This window comes from Nitrobacter sp. 62-13 (genome assembly GCF_001896955.1).
Classification (GTDB): domain Bacteria; phylum Pseudomonadota; class Alphaproteobacteria; order Rhizobiales; family Xanthobacteraceae; genus Nitrobacter.
Map to the genome: position 1 here is coordinate 1 of NZ_MKRN01000183.1, position 15,041 is coordinate 15,041.

Annotated in this window: 13 protein-coding genes and 1 pseudogene; 13 read left to right on the forward strand and 1 reads right to left on the reverse strand. The window is 55.2% G+C overall.

Translation table 11 applies throughout. The features are described 5' to 3' along the window. Nucleotides 1-938: 938 nt before the first annotated feature. Nucleotides 939-2,267: an O-antigen ligase family protein gene (locus tag BGN91_RS13610; protein WP_292613967.1), complete on the forward strand. Its 1,329-nt coding sequence runs from the start codon at nt 939-941 to the stop codon at nt 2,265-2,267. Next, nucleotides 2,236-2,425, forward strand: a pseudogene (locus tag BGN91_RS13615) (IS630 family transposase); the annotation flags it as partial. The gene BGN91_RS13610 and the pseudogene BGN91_RS13615, both read left to right, overlap by 32 nt. 117 nt (nt 2,426-2,542) lie before the next feature. On the opposite strand, the gene BGN91_RS13620 reads toward BGN91_RS13615, so the two are convergent. Beyond that, the gene (locus BGN91_RS13620; protein WP_292613969.1) at nt 2,543-3,712 is read right to left on the reverse strand and encodes an acyltransferase; all 1,170 of its coding nucleotides are present in this window, start codon (nt 3,710-3,712) and stop codon (nt 2,543-2,545) included. Between the two features lie 439 nt (nt 3,713-4,151). Here BGN91_RS13620 and BGN91_RS13625 point away from each other — a divergent pair, with 439 nt between their 5' ends. From BGN91_RS13625 to BGN91_RS13675, 11 genes are all read left to right on the forward strand, one after another. After that, nucleotides 4,152-5,213: a Gfo/Idh/MocA family oxidoreductase gene (locus BGN91_RS13625; RefSeq protein ID WP_292613971.1), complete on the forward strand. Its 1,062-nt coding sequence runs from the start codon at nt 4,152-4,154 to the stop codon at nt 5,211-5,213. After that, entirely contained in the window at nt 5,210-5,680 is a 471-nt protein-coding gene (locus tag BGN91_RS13630; RefSeq protein ID WP_292613973.1) for an acyltransferase, read from the forward strand. The genes BGN91_RS13625 and BGN91_RS13630 overlap by 4 nt, the downstream gene beginning before the upstream one ends. Before the next feature lie 27 nt (nt 5,681-5,707). Further along, the gene (locus BGN91_RS13635; protein WP_292613975.1) at nt 5,708-6,808 is read left to right on the forward strand and encodes a DegT/DnrJ/EryC1/StrS family aminotransferase; all 1,101 of its coding nucleotides are present in this window, start codon (nt 5,708-5,710) and stop codon (nt 6,806-6,808) included. A 16-nt stretch (nt 6,809-6,824) separates the two neighbouring features. Further along, nucleotides 6,825-8,246 (forward strand): oligosaccharide flippase family protein, encoded by a 1,422-nt coding sequence (locus BGN91_RS13640; protein ID WP_292613977.1) that lies wholly within the window; start codon nt 6,825-6,827, stop codon nt 8,244-8,246. Then, nucleotides 8,243-8,857 (forward strand): imidazole glycerol phosphate synthase subunit HisH, encoded by a 615-nt coding sequence (hisH, locus tag BGN91_RS13645; RefSeq protein ID WP_292613979.1) that lies wholly within the window; start codon nt 8,243-8,245, stop codon nt 8,855-8,857. The genes BGN91_RS13640 and hisH overlap by 4 nt, the downstream gene beginning before the upstream one ends. After that, nucleotides 8,752-9,624, forward strand: a complete 873-nt coding sequence (locus BGN91_RS13650) for a HisA/HisF-related TIM barrel protein (RefSeq protein ID WP_292613982.1) — start codon at nt 8,752-8,754, stop codon at nt 9,622-9,624. The genes hisH and BGN91_RS13650 overlap by 106 nt, the downstream gene beginning before the upstream one ends. Beyond that, a complete protein-coding gene (locus BGN91_RS13655; protein ID WP_292613984.1) occupies nt 9,624-10,757 on the forward strand; it encodes an N-acetyl sugar amidotransferase in 1,134 nt (377 codons plus the stop codon). Before BGN91_RS13650 ends, BGN91_RS13655 begins: the two co-directional genes overlap by 1 nt. Then, entirely contained in the window at nt 10,754-12,115 is a 1,362-nt protein-coding gene (locus tag BGN91_RS13660) for a hypothetical protein (protein ID WP_292613986.1), read from the forward strand. The genes BGN91_RS13655 and BGN91_RS13660 overlap by 4 nt, the downstream gene beginning before the upstream one ends. A gap of 339 nt (nt 12,116-12,454) precedes the next feature. Beyond that, nucleotides 12,455-13,543 carry a glycosyltransferase gene (locus BGN91_RS13665; protein ID WP_292613988.1) on the forward strand — a complete coding sequence of 363 codons (1,089 nt, stop codon included), beginning with the start codon at nt 12,455-12,457 and terminating at the stop codon, nt 13,541-13,543. 25 nt (nt 13,544-13,568) lie between these two features. Further along, complete coding sequence (locus tag BGN91_RS13670; protein WP_292613989.1) at nt 13,569-14,435, forward strand: methyltransferase domain-containing protein; 867 nt, start codon at nt 13,569-13,571, stop codon at nt 14,433-14,435. Then, nucleotides 14,432-15,001, forward strand: coding sequence for an acyltransferase (locus BGN91_RS13675; RefSeq protein ID WP_292613990.1), 570 nt, complete (start codon nt 14,432-14,434; stop codon nt 14,999-15,001). The genes BGN91_RS13670 and BGN91_RS13675 overlap by 4 nt, the downstream gene beginning before the upstream one ends. Nucleotides 15,002-15,041 lie beyond the last annotated feature (40 nt).

Sequence of the window (15,041 nt, forward strand, 5' to 3'; positions counted from 1 at the left end):
GAGGCGGCACAAATGATATATGGTACTCGCGTGATGGTCGTCACTGGCTTCCCTATCTCTCTGCGACACCGAAGTGGGCGCCCCGATTAGCACAGTCTGCTGTCGTGTTCGAACATAGACTCTGGATTACTGCTGGATCAAACGGCGATTACTACAACGACGTTTGGTATCTAGATCTCGGAGGGCATTGGTCGGGGTACACCGCATTCAAAAGGATTCTAGCTTCGATCCCCCATCCCGTCGACTTCATCCGCTCGTTGTTCTTGTAAAATACTCTCTTCATTTTACGCGGGAGTTCAAGCTTGAATCAGATCGACTAATCCAGCAACGCGGCGTGTCATATTCGCAGCTGCAGACGACCTTGGCTTTCCTCCGATGCAGATACTCCATTGAGGAAGGAAACTTGCGGACGATCCACAGCAAGCATTCCCCTATCACGGTCAGATGAAGAGCGGAGCAGCGCGAGGCTTCGACGGCTCGTCAACAGTCAACTATCGAGAATTTTCGCTCCGGTGCGGACCTGATGATGAGCGTTGGCATTCCGTCGCCGGTTTGTTAAGATGCGGAGATGGTCACCTCGCTGATCGAGCAGGATGTCTCGGGCGAAGGCAAACGCCGCTACAGGCTCAGATCTTCATGCTGTTCCATGCGCCGAGCTGGATGCCGGTCTCTCAGCATGCCGATCGAATCCATTCCGCCCCCCACCGATCATGCAGCGTCTGAGTGAGATCGACGAGCGCATCCATTTTGCTGCTGAGCCAGACGGACAGGACTGATGAACGCGTGTCCGCGAAATCGAAAGTTGGCGCGCGGCATCAATATAGTCCTTATTCGCGCAAACCTAGCATTACGCTGGACTGACCCAACATCGCGATCTACCTTGGGCAAAGTTCAGCACGTCAGACGATTCCACAATTCCGCTGACGATAAGCAAAGCGATGAATTTCAGCGGCCTCAAAATTGACGGGACCTACGCTTCGCGCGGCTCCCGGATAGCGGATCACCTCGCCATCCTAATGGCTATCTCACTCCCATGGTCCACCACGATCTTCGGGGTGTTTACGGTACTTTGGGTGATCACGCTTATGACCGTGGTCGAAGCGCAGCAGTTCTGGGCGCAACTTCGGCGGCCCGCATGCTGGCTGCCCGTCGCGGTATTCTGCCTTGGGGCGATCGGAATGCTGTGGGCAGACGCCCCATGGGCCGCCCGGACTCATGCCGCCGGATCGATGATTAAGTTGCTTGCCATTCCACTCCTGATGCATCAGTTCGAGCGCTTTGGGAAAGGACTTACCGTTTTTTTCGCGTTCCTGGCGTCATGCACCGTTCTGCTTTTCCTGTCGTGGTGGAGCTGGTTCGAACCACAAATCATCCTGGCTCCGGACAAAATTCCCGGCGTTCCTGTCAAGAACTGGATCACGCAGAGCGTGGAGTTCGTGCTCTGCATTTTCGGCAGCGCCGCGTTGGCGATCGTCATGTGGCGCAAACAACGACGTTATGCCGCGCTCGGCTTCGTCGCACTCGCTCTCGCATTCCTGCTCAACATGGCGTTTGTCGTCTCGTCGCGGACCTCTCTCGTCTCGCTTCCCGTTCTCCTGCTATTTTCGACTTTGAGATACATGGGATGGCGCCGTGCGATCAGTCTCAATCTGGCGATCGCCGTTGTCGTGGCGCTCACCTGGTTTCTTGCGCCCAACCTACGGGAGCGCATTTACAGCATCCAGCAGGATTATACGTTGCGTAACAGTGAGCCGACGTCCGTTGGCCTGCGCCTCGAGTATTGGACCAAAGCGATCAGATTCATCCGCAGCGCTCCGCTGGCCGGGCATGGCACGGGATCAATCCGGGCATTGTTCGAGCGAGAGGCGATCGGAAAAACTGTGATTGGCGAACAAATCGTCGCCAACCCGCACAACCAGACGCTCTATTTCGCAATCGAGTGGGGCGTGATCGGAGTGATCCTGCTATATGCGATGTGGATCACTCATTTTCTGATGTTCACAGAAATGTGCTGGACAGCCTGGCTCGGCATCATCGTGGTGAGCCAGAACGCCTTCGACTCCCTGTTCAATTCGCACCTCTCCGACTACGTCGAGGGCTGGATTTATGTGTTGGGTGTCGGCGTGTCCGCCGGCATGGTGTCGAAGGTCTGTAAGCCATCTATGGTCGCCCTTTCTAGTGGTCTGATTCATTCGGACGATTCCCAAATCGACCGAAGCAGTTCAAGCTCTCGGCATGAGAACAGGAATTGTCGTGAACGTCACTAGAGCGGACCGCCATCGACTTGAGGTGATCGTCTCGGATCGCAGCGCGCCGCGGAAGCACGTGTGGCGGGCCAATATCATTCCTGCCACTACTGAAATCTGCGGTACCGCCGAAATCATGCCCCGCTCGGGCAAAATCCAAGCCCGTGGTGTGGCGATGGTAGGCGCCGTTTGGCGGATGTGAGGAGAAACTCAGTGGCAGGTCACGTGTACGGAAGGCTATCGCTTATCGATGTTCAGCTCAGGGACGGGGGCTGGGATCCACGATCGGCGCTCGCTCAACTTCTACCCGCGCCTGAAGGCAAAGATTCGAGGATAGTGGCATCGGGCTGCTCACCATACCGAAACCTGTGTCCAAATCGAATTAAACGGCCTTCCACTAGCCGAAGAAGCAGCCAGCAAAAAACCACGGTGCTGCCGAATGCGCCAGCGAGCAACGCCGCATCGCGGAGGCTCGATAGTGTTTCGGTGCGGCCGTCCATCATGAAAAAGGTTCCGATGATCATAGGGTGGAACAGATAAGCGGAATAAGAAATCGATCCGAAAAACTTAAGCACCGGAAGCCTCAAGATCGAGGTTTGAGAGGATCCCTTATTCATTATAATCAAGAGCAGCAGCATGCCGTACAGCAACGCTAGATAGCTGTGTCCCCAGTAGTACATCGTATGTTCAGCTGAAGTGTTTAATGCACATAGGAACAAAGGTAGTATTGCGAGAAGGCAAAACACGATACGTAATATCTTAGTGCGGCGTTTGCGGAGGTAGAGCATGGTAGCTGGATCTCGAACGGCCAGCGCGACCAGGCCACCGATGCACAAAGCGTCGATCCTGAGGAACGTATTCACGTATGGGGCAAAACCGAGCGCAGGATAGATATAGTGGAAGCCGGCACGCGCCGCAGCGGATGCCATGGCGAGCGAGATAAGAGCCCGCCCCAAAAGTCGAGGGGGAGTGAGCAGCACGACGAAGGGGAAGAACATGTAGAACTGTTCTTCGATCGATACGGACCAAGTTACGCTTGAAGCGCCCGGGCCCCAGTCGTTGTTAATCGACATCCACCAATTCTGAGTGAACGTAAGATAATAAGCTAGCGGGATTGAGCTGTTGAAGTAAACCCCCGGCCTCGCGAAGGAAGTGATAGTCCAAAATAGCGCGATGAGCAGAATATATGGCGGAATTATACGGGCGATCCTTCTAATGTAGAAAACCTGCAATAAGTTGGGGCTTTGACGTCGGTCAATCAGAATTCCGATGATCAAAAAGCCGGAAAGCACAAAAAAGAGGTCGACGCCGGTTCGCCCTAAGATAAGTGCTCCGTAAACGATTCGAGAAGTGATTCCGAGATTCGGGGTGAATACCTCTCCGATGAAGTGCCAAACCAGCACCATAAGGACGGCTATTCCTCTAAATCCATCGAGTTCAGAAATGCGCTGATCCGAAATTTCCATTTTTCAAATTTAGCACTCTTGATGCGTTTCCCGCAAATCGCAGGCGCCGACGCGATCGAGCCCCACATAAAGGGGCCGGCCAGAAAAGCAGCGAATTGGGTTTACCACGACGCCAGATCCCGCCACCATGGGCATCGGTAGAACTGCGCCGTCATTGGGTGGGCTCATCGACCAAGCGATCATGCGCCCAAAGAACAAAGATCACCGCAGTCACGTATAGCCAGCCACAGCAGTCCGCACATAGGTGAAATCTGAAATTTGCGATTGGGCTTAGCCGCAAACAGCAGAGGTGCAGTCCTCTTGTCCCAGGTGAATATTAGCTGGTACACAACAGACTCACCGATTTTTAAAGCGGCCCATTTCGGTCCGCGCCACTCAAGACGGACCTGAAAGGACGGCCGTCGCGAGATTTACGCGCGATGAACGGGGATATAAGGTTATGATCAAATTTGGTCTGCTAGGATGCGGTCGCATCGCCAAGCGTCATTCAGATCTGCTTGGAGGGGGACACATCAATGGCGCCAAGCTTGTCGGTGTTTGCGACGTGATCCACGAGAGGGCTGACGTAGTTGCAGCGCGATGGGGGGTTCCGGCATTCCACAACCTCGATGAGTTTCTGAGCCAGACGGATATTGACGTCATTTCGGTACTGACGCCGAGCGGGCTGCATGCTGCCCATGCGATCGCCATTGCAAAGGCAGGCAAGCACGTCGTCGTCGAGAAACCCATGGCATTGCGATTAGAGGATGCTGATGCGATGATTGAGGCGTGTGATGCCGCCGGCGTCAAGCTGTTCGTTGTCAAGCAAAACCGATTCAATGTTCCTGTGATGAAGGCGCGCGAAGCCCTCGACGCGGGACGGTTCGGTCGACTAATTTTAGGGACTGTCCGCGTACGGTGGTGCCGCGAACAGTCTTACTACGATCAGGATACGTGGCGCGGTACCTGGGCCTATGATGGCGGCGTGCTTGCAAACCAGGCTAGTCATCATGTCGATATGCTTGAGTGGTTTTTCGGTGATGTCGTCAGTGTTCATGCCCGTGGGACCACCGCGCTAGCCAACATCGAAGCCGAAGATACTGCGGTTGCGACGCTGAGGTTTCGAAATGGCGCGCTCGGAATTATCGAGGCGACGACGGCGGTGCGACCGAAGGATCTAGAAGGATCGCTGTCAATCATTGCAGAAAAGGGTGCTGTGGAAATTGGTGGATTCGCGGTTAACCAGATCAAGCATTGGCGATTCGTTGATGAGGAAGCCTCAGACCAGGAAGTGTTCCAAAAGTTTTCCGTCAACCCGCCGAATGTTTACGGATACGGACACCAAGCCTACTATGAGCATGTCGTGGACTGTTTGCGTAACCAAGGCCCTGCGTTGGTCGATGGCCTTGAGGGACGCAAGAGTTTGGAATTGATATCGGCCCTCTACGAGTCAATCGAAACTGGTAAGGAAGTTCAGCTCTATTTCAGTCCCCGCCTTTGCCGTCTCGGTATGTTGTCATGACGGCGCCCACCTTCGATCGAATAGGAGTTAGGGAAGTCGGTTTCGGCGCTCGCGTTAAGATCGTCGAGCCATGTAATCTTTATGGCTGTGAGATCGGGGACGATTGTTTTATAGGCCCTTTTACCGAAATTCAAAGGACCGTTCGAATTGGTGCGCGTACGAGGGTGCAATCCCATACGTTCATCTGCGAATTGGTCTCTATCGGGGAAGATTGCTTCATCGGACACGGTGCGATGTTCATCAATGACACATTTGCTGCGGGAGGTCCGGCCCGCGGTCAAAAACACCTGTGGCGGCCGACCGTCATCGGCGATCGGGTTTCGATCGGGTCAAATGCCACAATTTTGCCGGTTCGGATATGCGATGACGTTATCATCGGAGCCGGCGCAGTAGTAACGAAACACATCACTGCATCCGGCGTCTACGTCGGAAATCCCGCGCGCAAACTTTCTGGCTCAAAAAAATAACCGCCATCAATTCAACGGACCTCTCAGATGTCTGTACCTTACGCGGACCTCCGTCTTCAATACGATACCATCAAGAACGATATCGATCTCGCGATCGCAGCGGTCATTCGAGACAGCGCCTTTATTCGGGGGCCATATGTGGAAACCTTCGAGCGCGCGTTTGCCGCAGTAGTTGACGTCAAGCACTGCATATCATGCGCAAACGGTACGGACGCGCTGTACATCGCGATGGCGGCATTGAATATCGAACAGGGCGATGAGGTGATCACAACGGCTCATTCCTGGATCAGCACGTCAGCTATGATTACGCATGCAGGTGGCAACGTGGTTTTCTGCGACACGGACGGCAGCACGTACACGATCGATCCCGTTGCTATCGAATGTGCCATTACGCCGCGTACTGTTGGTATCATTCCAGTCCACCTGTATGGGCAGCCGGCAAATATGAACGCGATTATGGCGATTGCGCGCAAGCATAGCCTTTGGGTTATTGAGGATTGCGCGCAGGCTCATCTGGCGCGCTACGAGGGGCGACAGGTTGGCACTTTCGGAAATGCCGCCACCTATTCATTCTATCCAGGAAAGAATCTCGGAGCGATGGGCGATGCTGGCGCCGTCGTAACTAATGACGGTGATTTGGCTCGGCGAATGACGATCCTGGCTCGGCATGGCGGGCTCACCAAACACCAGCACTCGGTGGAAGGGATTAATAGTCGTCTTGACGGGTTGCAGGCAGCGATTCTATCGGCAAAGCTTCCTCATCTTTCGCGATGGACAAGCGCGCGCCAAGCCGCTGCGGCGGTCTATAACGCGGGTCTCAACCAAATAGAAGATGTGGAACTGCCAAGCGTCGCGGCCGGGCGCTCGCATGTCTACCATCTTTATACTATTCAGCACCCCCGCCGCGACGAACTCGCGGCCCACCTCGGTGCTAATGGCGTGCAGACGGCCATTAACTATCCAGTTGCGCTGCCGTTTCTCGAGGCCTACAGCCGCTTTGGTCATCGTTCCGAACAGTTTCCGAACGCGCATCGGCAGCAAAGTCGTATTCTGTCCCTGCCGATGTTTGCCGAGATTACGGCTGATCAGCAAAAGACCGTCGTGGATCTCATTCGCGCATTTGCTTAGCTACCAGGGAACCGCAGTGAAGAGTGCACGCAGGCGCGGTCTTGGGCCGGTTCTTGTTTCATCGGGCATAGGACCTTTGTTATCTCAAGGGGTCGCGCTTGCTCTCGTGCCGGTGCTATTCCGACTGTACACGCCGCAAGATTTTGGCGTCTGGGCGGCTATACAGGCGGTAGCCATCGTTGCGGGTTCACTGGCATCGTTGCGGTTTGATCTGGCGCTGGTGCTGGAGCGCGACCTCGTTGCGGCAAGCCAGCTTCTGTTTGCGATCATCGCCGTGATTCTCGCCAGTTCCCTAGTTATGGCGGTGACGATCGTTGTTTCATCAGGTTTTTTGTACGTGCTGCGTATTGACGCGATATCAGCAGCGCTGGGTTGGGGCTGGCTGGTGCTTGTTGGTCTCAGTACGGCGTTTCAGAGTTGGCTCATGCGGGCGGGAGCTTTTGGATCGGTCTCGTTCGCCGTGATTCTCAGTGCGGGGATCACCAATCTCGTACAGCTCGGAGGAGGTGTATCCGGATATGGCGTTTGGTTGATAATCGGTAGCATCGCCGGGCAGGCAGCCGCCTTGATGTTTTATATCTGGAACGTCAGCCGCGGCGCCGATCACCCCGTCTGGAGAGCACTCACTTTTGAAGCGATGTGCATCATGTTGAGGAAAAACAGGCGCTTTCCGCAATTTTCGCTTCCTTTCACTTTACTATCGCTGCTCCGCGAAAGGGCGCCAATTTTCATTATTGGCGCGTTTGGCCCTCCGGCCCTGATTGGCCTTTATAGTCAGGCCTGGCGTCTGACCCATTTTCCGTCGGGACTTACCAGTGCGGCACTGCGGCCGGTTTTTTTTCATCGGACGGCCACCGAGGGACTCGCTTCACAGGGAAGGTCGGTTGACGGGTTGGTGCGTTGTCTGCTGTTAGCGAGCAGCCCATGGATCGCCTTCGTCATCTTCGGCGATAACGCGCTTTTCAACTTCCTATTGGGTCAGCAATGGGATGGCGCAGGTCAATTGGCGGCCTTGCTGATCATGCCCGCAGCGCTGTTTACCATCACGAACTGGATGGACCGGCTGCTCGATGCGGTTGGCAGGCAGGATGTGAATCTCAAAATGGAGATGATCGCCGGTCTTAGCTCGGTGGGGGCGCTGTGGGGAACTCTTACTGCGGGAGGATCTCTGGTCCGGGCAGTTCTTATGCAAAGCGCCGCGCTGATTTTGAGCTATCTTGGATTCCTATGGGTATGCTACGGCATCGCCAACTGGCCGCGTTCGCGGCTTATCATATGTCTTTGTGCGGCAGGCGCGATCGGGGGCTCGACGTACCTGCTCCTTATCGCTCTAAGAAGCTTAATGTTTTCCCAGACGGAGGTGTTTTTTGCTGGGTTCGTCACTGCTGGTTTCGTCACCGTCGTCGTTCTGTTACTCGCGTGGAAAGAACTGCGATGATTACGATCGTCAACTATGGCGTGGGCAACCCAGGTGCACTAGTCAACATGTTCGAATTCATTGGCTATGATGCTCGGATCACGGATCAAGCAGAGCCAATCCTTGACGCCAGCCATCTCATACTGCCTGGAGTGGGCGCCTTTGACGCCGCGATGCAGCGGCTGAAGAACTCTCGACTCATTCCGTCGCTGGAAAAAGCGATTTTTGACCGCAAGATCCCGCTCCTCGGCGTTTGTCTTGGTATGCAATTGCTGGGACGGCGCAGCGAGGAGGGCGTCACCGAAGGACTTGGCTGGATCGCTGCTGACACTGTTAGAATGCGGCCGGATCCGGCATCCAGGCTCAAAGTGCCGTTCATGGGCTGGGCGTACGTTCAGCGGACCCCGGCGGCAAGGTTGTTCGATGCGGGCGTTGAATCTCGATTCTATTTCACCCACAGTTATCAAATGCGGTGCGAGGATCAAGCCGACGTCGCAGGGACTTACAAATTCGACGAACCTGTGGATTGCGCGGTTCAGCACAACAATATTTACGGCGTGCAGTTTCATCCCGAGAAGAGCCATCGATATGGAATGAGGCTGCTCAGAAACTTCGTGGAAAAAAGCCGCTGATGAGACCGCGTATTATCCCGGTGCTTCTGCTGGACAGTCGAAGGCGTCTCGTCAAGACGCGACATTTCGGCGATGAAGTTTATGTCGGCGACCCCTTCAACGTAATCCGCATTTTCAACGAGAAGGAAGTAGACGAGATCTGCGTGCTCGATATCAACGCCAGTATCGAAGGCAGGCGTCCCGATGCGGGATTTATCTCGGAATTGGCCAGCGAATGTTTCATGCCGTTGAGCTATGGCGGCGGCGTGAGATCGGTCGCAGACGCCACTCCAATATTTGCGGTCGGTGTTGAAAAGATCGTTCTTGGACGTGCGGGAGCTGATGCTGTCGCGGTGAGAGCCCTTGCGGACAGCTTCGGGTCCCAAGCCGTTGCCGTGTGCATCGACTGCCGGCGCATCAATAACGACTGGCGCGTCGCGCTCGATCGCGGGCGAGCTGTGACTGACGTTGATCCGGTCACGCGTGCAAGCGCCGTGGAACAGGCCGGTGCAGGTGAGATCATTCTTCAAAATGTCGACCGCGACGGCGAGCGCCGAGGTTATGACGCGGAACTGATCTCGTCGGTCTCCGCGGCCGTGGATGTGCCAGTCGTTGCCCTGGGCGGCGCGGGGGAACTGTCGCATCTCGAGGATGGCCTTCGCGCTGGCGCTAGTGCCGTGGCGTCCGGAAGCGTCTTTGTATTTATCGGACGACTGCGTGCGGTTCTGATCACCTATCCCTCGCAACCGGACATTGTCGCCCTGCTGGAGCAGGTAGGGGCGTCGTAATGCATCACTTCGCCTCGCCCTATCAGGTCTGTTCGTTCTGCGTGATGGATAACAGCAATCCCGGCGTTACGTTCAATGATCAGGGCCAGTGTATTTGCTGTCGCGAGGCGCTTGCTAGAATGCCTCATGAATGGTGGCCTACACCCGAAGGCCGCAGCAGGCTCGCAGGCATGGTCGCGCGGATCAGGCGTGAGATGGCCGACAAGCCCTACGATGTTATGGTTGGTCTGAGCGGTGGCGTTGACAGTGCCTATCTCGCGCACTTGCTGCGGCGTGACTTCAACCTGCGAATTCTGGCGGTTCATGTCGATGGTGGCTGGAATACCGAAGCAGCGGTGCGCAATATCGAATTGCTGGTCCGCAAGCTCGAAATTGATCTGCACACCTATGTTGTGGAGTGGCAGGAGATGCGCGATTTGCAACTCGCCTATCTCAAGGCCGCGGTATTAAATCAGGATGTACCGCAGGACCACGCTTTTTTCTCGACTCTGTATCGCCTGTCCAAGAGATTCGGTCAGAGATACTTCCTGAGTGGGGTCAATTTCAGCGGAGAGAGCGTCCACATTCCGGAAGCCGGATATCCAGCCATGGATGCGCGCAACCTTCTTGCCATCCATCGTGCTCATGGATTATCGCCGCTCCATTCCTTTCCGGTGCTCGGCTCGCTAAATTATCTGTGGCTTGCACGAATTCGCAAGCAAATTCGGATAATGCAACCGCTCGACTACCTGCCTTACGATAAGGAAGCCGCGAAGCGGGAGCTGATCGAAACCTATGGTTTCGTTGACTACGGCAGCAAACATCAAGAAAGCCGATTCACCAAGTTCTACCAGGAAATCTATCTGCCCGCGCGCTATCACTTTGATAAGCGTCGGCTCCACTATTCGGCGCTGATTGTTTCCGGACAGATGATGCGAGAGGAAGCCCTGCAACAGCTCAATGTCCCGATGACGTCAAAAGAGCAGGCGACGCGCGACTGCCGCTTCATAGCGAAAAAGCTCGGTATCACGGTTGAGGAGTTGAATCGACTGATTGCGCTAGAGCCAGTTCCGCACGAACACTATGCTAATAATCAGTGGCTCTATCAGCTTAATCGCCGATTGCGCGGAGTCGCGCCGAGGAAGGCGCAATGATCTTGGCTGGAACCTACGTGCTTGCGGCCCTCGCAATCTATGGGGCCACTTTGTACCTTGGTTACAGACTTCGGCCCTATCTCACTGCCTCGTCGATGCTCCTCGCATTTCTTCTTCTGATCCATGGACCAGCTTATCTGGTCTATATGCTATTTCGCGGCCCGCAGTCGGTGATCTATCGTCGTATCGCCCAGTCGCTGAATTTCGATGGCATCGTGGTGTCGCTGAACTTGTCGATCGCCCTCATGTTTATCGGCGTCATCACAGGAATAGAGCTGGTCGATCGCTTTGCGCCAAGCTCCGTGCGGGCATTGCACACAGCAATATTCGACTGGGACTCGCGGCCTTTGAGTGCTGGTCAGTCCAGGCCTTGGTGGTTGCTCGTCCTGATTCTGGGGCTCGCTTTGTTCATGATTGGCGTGTCGATGATCGAACACCATCTCGCTGTACTTGCCGGCTATCTCGCGGTCGGGGGGAAAGAAGTCGACAAGATTGTCTATCGACAGCAATATGGTGGAAGCCATCTCTACGTCTATCGCGTGCTGGTCAACTCGATTGCGCCGATGCTAATCGTATGGGGTGCGCTTGCCGGTTGGACGCGACGTTGGTGGCCGTTGCTGGCTGTTACGGCGTTGCTATTGGTCGCCACGGTGCTGGGCAAGCTTGAAACTTTGAGCAAGGCGCCAATCGCACTGCTTCTGATCCAGCTTATGTTGGTCGGATATTTGATTTTTCGCAACAGCATCACCTGGCGCGCGGCTTTGGTCGCCATAGGCGTGGCATTGCTCGTCTTCTACCCGATCATTCGCATTGCGGTCCCTGAAGCACATGGCCTGGAAGCTTTGAGTTTCTTTTACTATCGCGCGTTCGACATTTCCAATGAAGCCGTGCTCGAATTTTTTGGGGCCTATCCAGAGCGACTGCCACATACGTTGGGAAGCAACATCCACCTTCTCGCGCGGATTTTAGGCACTGAATACGCGCCATCGTTTGACATCGTTTCCCGCGTCTGGCGCGGGACTGGAGGTTCGACCACGACGGCAATGTTCATCGCTGACGCGTGGGCTGATTTCGCCTATGCCGGCGTTATCGTCTTCAGTATTGCTGCAGGGGTAATCTGTCGGGCTATTGATCTTACCTTTCTCGCCAGGGGCAAGACGGTCATCGCGGTTGCGGTCCTGGCAGCTGCTTTCATGGGAATTTACAATTTGATGATTTCAGCGTTGCCAACCGCGATGCTATCAGGAGGACTTGTAATTGCCCCGCTCATGGCAGTTTTCGTAATCCTGACACAGCGCAAGGCACAGCATAGTGCCGCAAGGCGCGCAGCGGGCGAGGCCTCTCCCGGCGAAGCTTGATCTTCTACTGTATTCTGTTGTTAGGGGTTACTGTGAATGAGGTGGTCCCGGTGAGACAGCGGCTAAAGATGACGAAGCGGATGGTCCACCATGAGGACATGCAGGCAGTTTACGGCTGAGTTCAAGGGCCAAGGTTGCGCTGGAGGCGATCCAGGTCCAACGGACGGTTGAGGAGCTGGCGACCAGGCAGGCTTGGAAGCGCGAGGCAATCGAGAAGCTGGCCGAGGTGTTCGATGACAAAGGGAATTGAGCTTCGGGCCGGCGAGGTGACGAAGCTTCACGCCAACATCAACTCGTTGTCGAGCGGGAGGTTTTGGGCTGAAGGGTTGAGGAAGTTTGATGCGTGTTTTCCAAAACAGCGGACTGTATCCGTCATATTTGGCCCGCTTAAATAAGCTGGCTCCGCGCGCACTTAGCTTTGAAGAGCGGCGGCGGATATTTCTCGGCGACCGCTTTGGCGCACTCCACTTTTTGAAACCTATTCTCGAAGACGATCGGAATGCATTTTTCACCAACGGTAACGATTTTATCTTGCAACGCAAGTGGGCATGCGAAAAAGGCATCGCCAAAAAAACGTCGCTTGAAAAGATTTTGCTCGCCCAGATTGAGCATCACCGGACCGAGGTGTTCTATAATCTCGATCCCGTGCGCTATCCGAGCGCGTTCGTGCGCAAACTTCCTGGCTGCGTCAGAAAAACACTCTGCTGGCGCGCCGCACCGTCGGGAAAGGCTGACCTGACGGCTTACGGCGCGGTGCTCGGAAACTTTCCCTCGATCCTGGATTCCTGGCGTCGCACCGGTTGTCGCGCCGAGATTTTCTATCCGGCGCTTGACCCGCTAATGGAGAATTATGGTCACGGCGATCGCTCGATTGACGTGCTTTTTGTGGGAAGCTATTCGCGACATCATACGGCGCGGGCAAAGATACTCGAGCAGGTAGCAAGTTTGGCCCATACCCGCCAGATCGTGTATTGCCTTGACTCTTCACGGCTGACGTGGCTTGCGGAAAGCGCGCTCGGTAGATTGCTGCCATTGGAAAAGCATCGGCGTCCCCAAGCGATTGCTAGGATCGTAAAGCCGCCGGCATTCGGGAAATCGCTTTACGAACTTCTCGGATCGGCAAAGATAGTGCTGAATGGTGCAATCGATATGGCCGGTACCGACCGCGGAAATATGCGTTGCTTTGAAGCCATGGGGTGCGGCGCGTTGCTCGTGTCCGACGCTGGTAACTATCCAGACGGAATGAAAGCGGGCCTGACAATGGAAGTTTATGATTCCCCGGAACAGGCTACGAAAATCGTTTCAAAGTGTCTGGAGAACTGGCAGGAATCGGCCGAGGTGGCCGCACGGGGAAGGAGCCGTATTTCGGCGACCTTTGGCAAAGATGCCCAATGGGAACAGTTTGTCGATCTCGTCGCACGGACCTAGGCGTGCTAGAGCGATCACGACATGGATGTTGGCAGATAACTTGGGTTTGATGATGCGAACGGACAATCTGGCCCAGAGAATTAAGTGGTTGCTCGACGGAGTCGCCGCGCCCTTATTCAAGATGCGACCGCGGCCCTTTGGTCCGGGCTATCAAACGGTGAAGCGCCGGATCATAACGTCGGCAGTCGACAGCGGCTTGCTTTGCGACGGGAAAGACCTGCCACCCGGCTACGGCATCGCCATGGACGAACGGGTTGTCGAATATCCCTGGCTGTTCGGGCGATTGACCAATGTCGGCAAAATGCTCGATGCCGGATCGACCTTCAATCACGACTTTCTTCTGGAACGGCCGCCGTTGCGGGACGCCGATCTCACCATCATGACACTGGCCCCTGAAAAGCGCTGTTATTGGTACAACGGATATTCGTATGTGTTCGGCGATCTCAGAAACACGATGTTTTCCGATCATTCATTCGATACGATCGCTAGCATTTCGACCATTGAGCATATCGGTCTGAACAACACGATGCTCTACACAGGAGATCCTGCAGATACGGAATCCGATGAGAATGGGTTCGTGCCTGCGGTGCAGGAATTCAGGCGTATTCTCAAGCCCGGCGGCACCTGCTTTATTTCAGTACCTTTCGGCAAGCGGGATAATTTGGGCTGGTATCAGGTCTTTGACCTTGCCATGATCGAGAAGATCGTGGAGACATTTGCCCCGGTTTCGCATCAAATCGATTATTTCGGATACTCTATCGACGGCTGGTCCCGGAAGCCCGCGGAGGCCTTGGCGAGCGCCACGGTATATGATGTTCATACGGGCAAAGGATGGAGCGCTGACCTAGCGGCGTCGTCGCGGGCCGTGGCGTGCCTGCAGTTGACGGCATGAACGTCGATTATTTAATCCAGCGACTTCTTAGGCGTGCAACCTGCCGGCTGCGACACGACGCGGTGCTCGGCTCCAGCGCGAGAATCAGGAATATTCGTGGCGATTCGGACAAGATCACGGTCGGCCAGCACTCCCGGATTTTGGGCGAGCTATTGACCTTCGCGCACGGAGGCGAAATTAGCATCGGTGAATGGTGTTATGTCGGCGAGGGTAGCCGAATCTGGTCGGCCGCTTCCATCGTGATCGGCAATCGTGTCCTGATCTCGCATTCCGCGAATGTGTTTGACAACCTGACGCATCCAATTGGGGCAGTGGCGCGACACCAGCAGATCAGACAGATTTTTTCCGACGGTCATCCGCGCGAGATCTCGCTTGACGAGAAACCGGTCAGGATTTGTGATGATGCCTGGATTGGGGCCGGAGCCATGGTGTTGCGCGGTGTGACCGTGGGGGAGGGCGGAATCGTCGCTGCCGGCGCTGTGGTCACCAAGGATGTCCCCGCTTTTTCCATCGTGGCGGGAAATCCCGCTGTGTTGATTAGGGAATTGCCAGCCGTTGCCCGCTAATCCCGAAATCACCACCTGGGAAGATGCGGTGGTCTGGCTT

What these genes read in the sequence shown, in the direction of transcription:
- BGN91_RS13610 (WP_292613967.1), top strand. Translation starts at nt 939, where the DNA reads ATGAATTTCAGCGGCCTCAAAATTGACGGGACCTACGCTTCGCGCGGC.
- BGN91_RS13620 (WP_292613969.1), bottom strand. Translation starts at nt 3,712, where the DNA reads ATGGAAATTTCGGATCAGCGCATTTCTGAACTCGATGGATTTAGAGGA.
- BGN91_RS13625 (WP_292613971.1), top strand. Translation starts at nt 4,152, where the DNA reads ATGATCAAATTTGGTCTGCTAGGATGCGGTCGCATCGCCAAGCGTCAT.
- BGN91_RS13630 (WP_292613973.1), top strand. Translation starts at nt 5,210, where the DNA reads ATGACGGCGCCCACCTTCGATCGAATAGGAGTTAGGGAAGTCGGTTTC.
- BGN91_RS13635 (WP_292613975.1), top strand. Translation starts at nt 5,708, where the DNA reads ATGTCTGTACCTTACGCGGACCTCCGTCTTCAATACGATACCATCAAG.
- hisH (WP_292613979.1), top strand. Translation starts at nt 8,243, where the DNA reads ATGATTACGATCGTCAACTATGGCGTGGGCAACCCAGGTGCACTAGTC.
- BGN91_RS13655 (WP_292613984.1), top strand. Translation starts at nt 9,624, where the DNA reads ATGCATCACTTCGCCTCGCCCTATCAGGTCTGTTCGTTCTGCGTGATG.
- BGN91_RS13660 (WP_292613986.1), top strand. Translation starts at nt 10,754, where the DNA reads ATGATCTTGGCTGGAACCTACGTGCTTGCGGCCCTCGCAATCTATGGG.
- BGN91_RS13665 (WP_292613988.1), top strand. Translation starts at nt 12,455, where the DNA reads ATGCGTGTTTTCCAAAACAGCGGACTGTATCCGTCATATTTGGCCCGC.
- BGN91_RS13670 (WP_292613989.1), top strand. Translation starts at nt 13,569, where the DNA reads ATGTTGGCAGATAACTTGGGTTTGATGATGCGAACGGACAATCTGGCC.
- BGN91_RS13675 (WP_292613990.1), top strand. Translation starts at nt 14,432, where the DNA reads ATGAACGTCGATTATTTAATCCAGCGACTTCTTAGGCGTGCAACCTGC.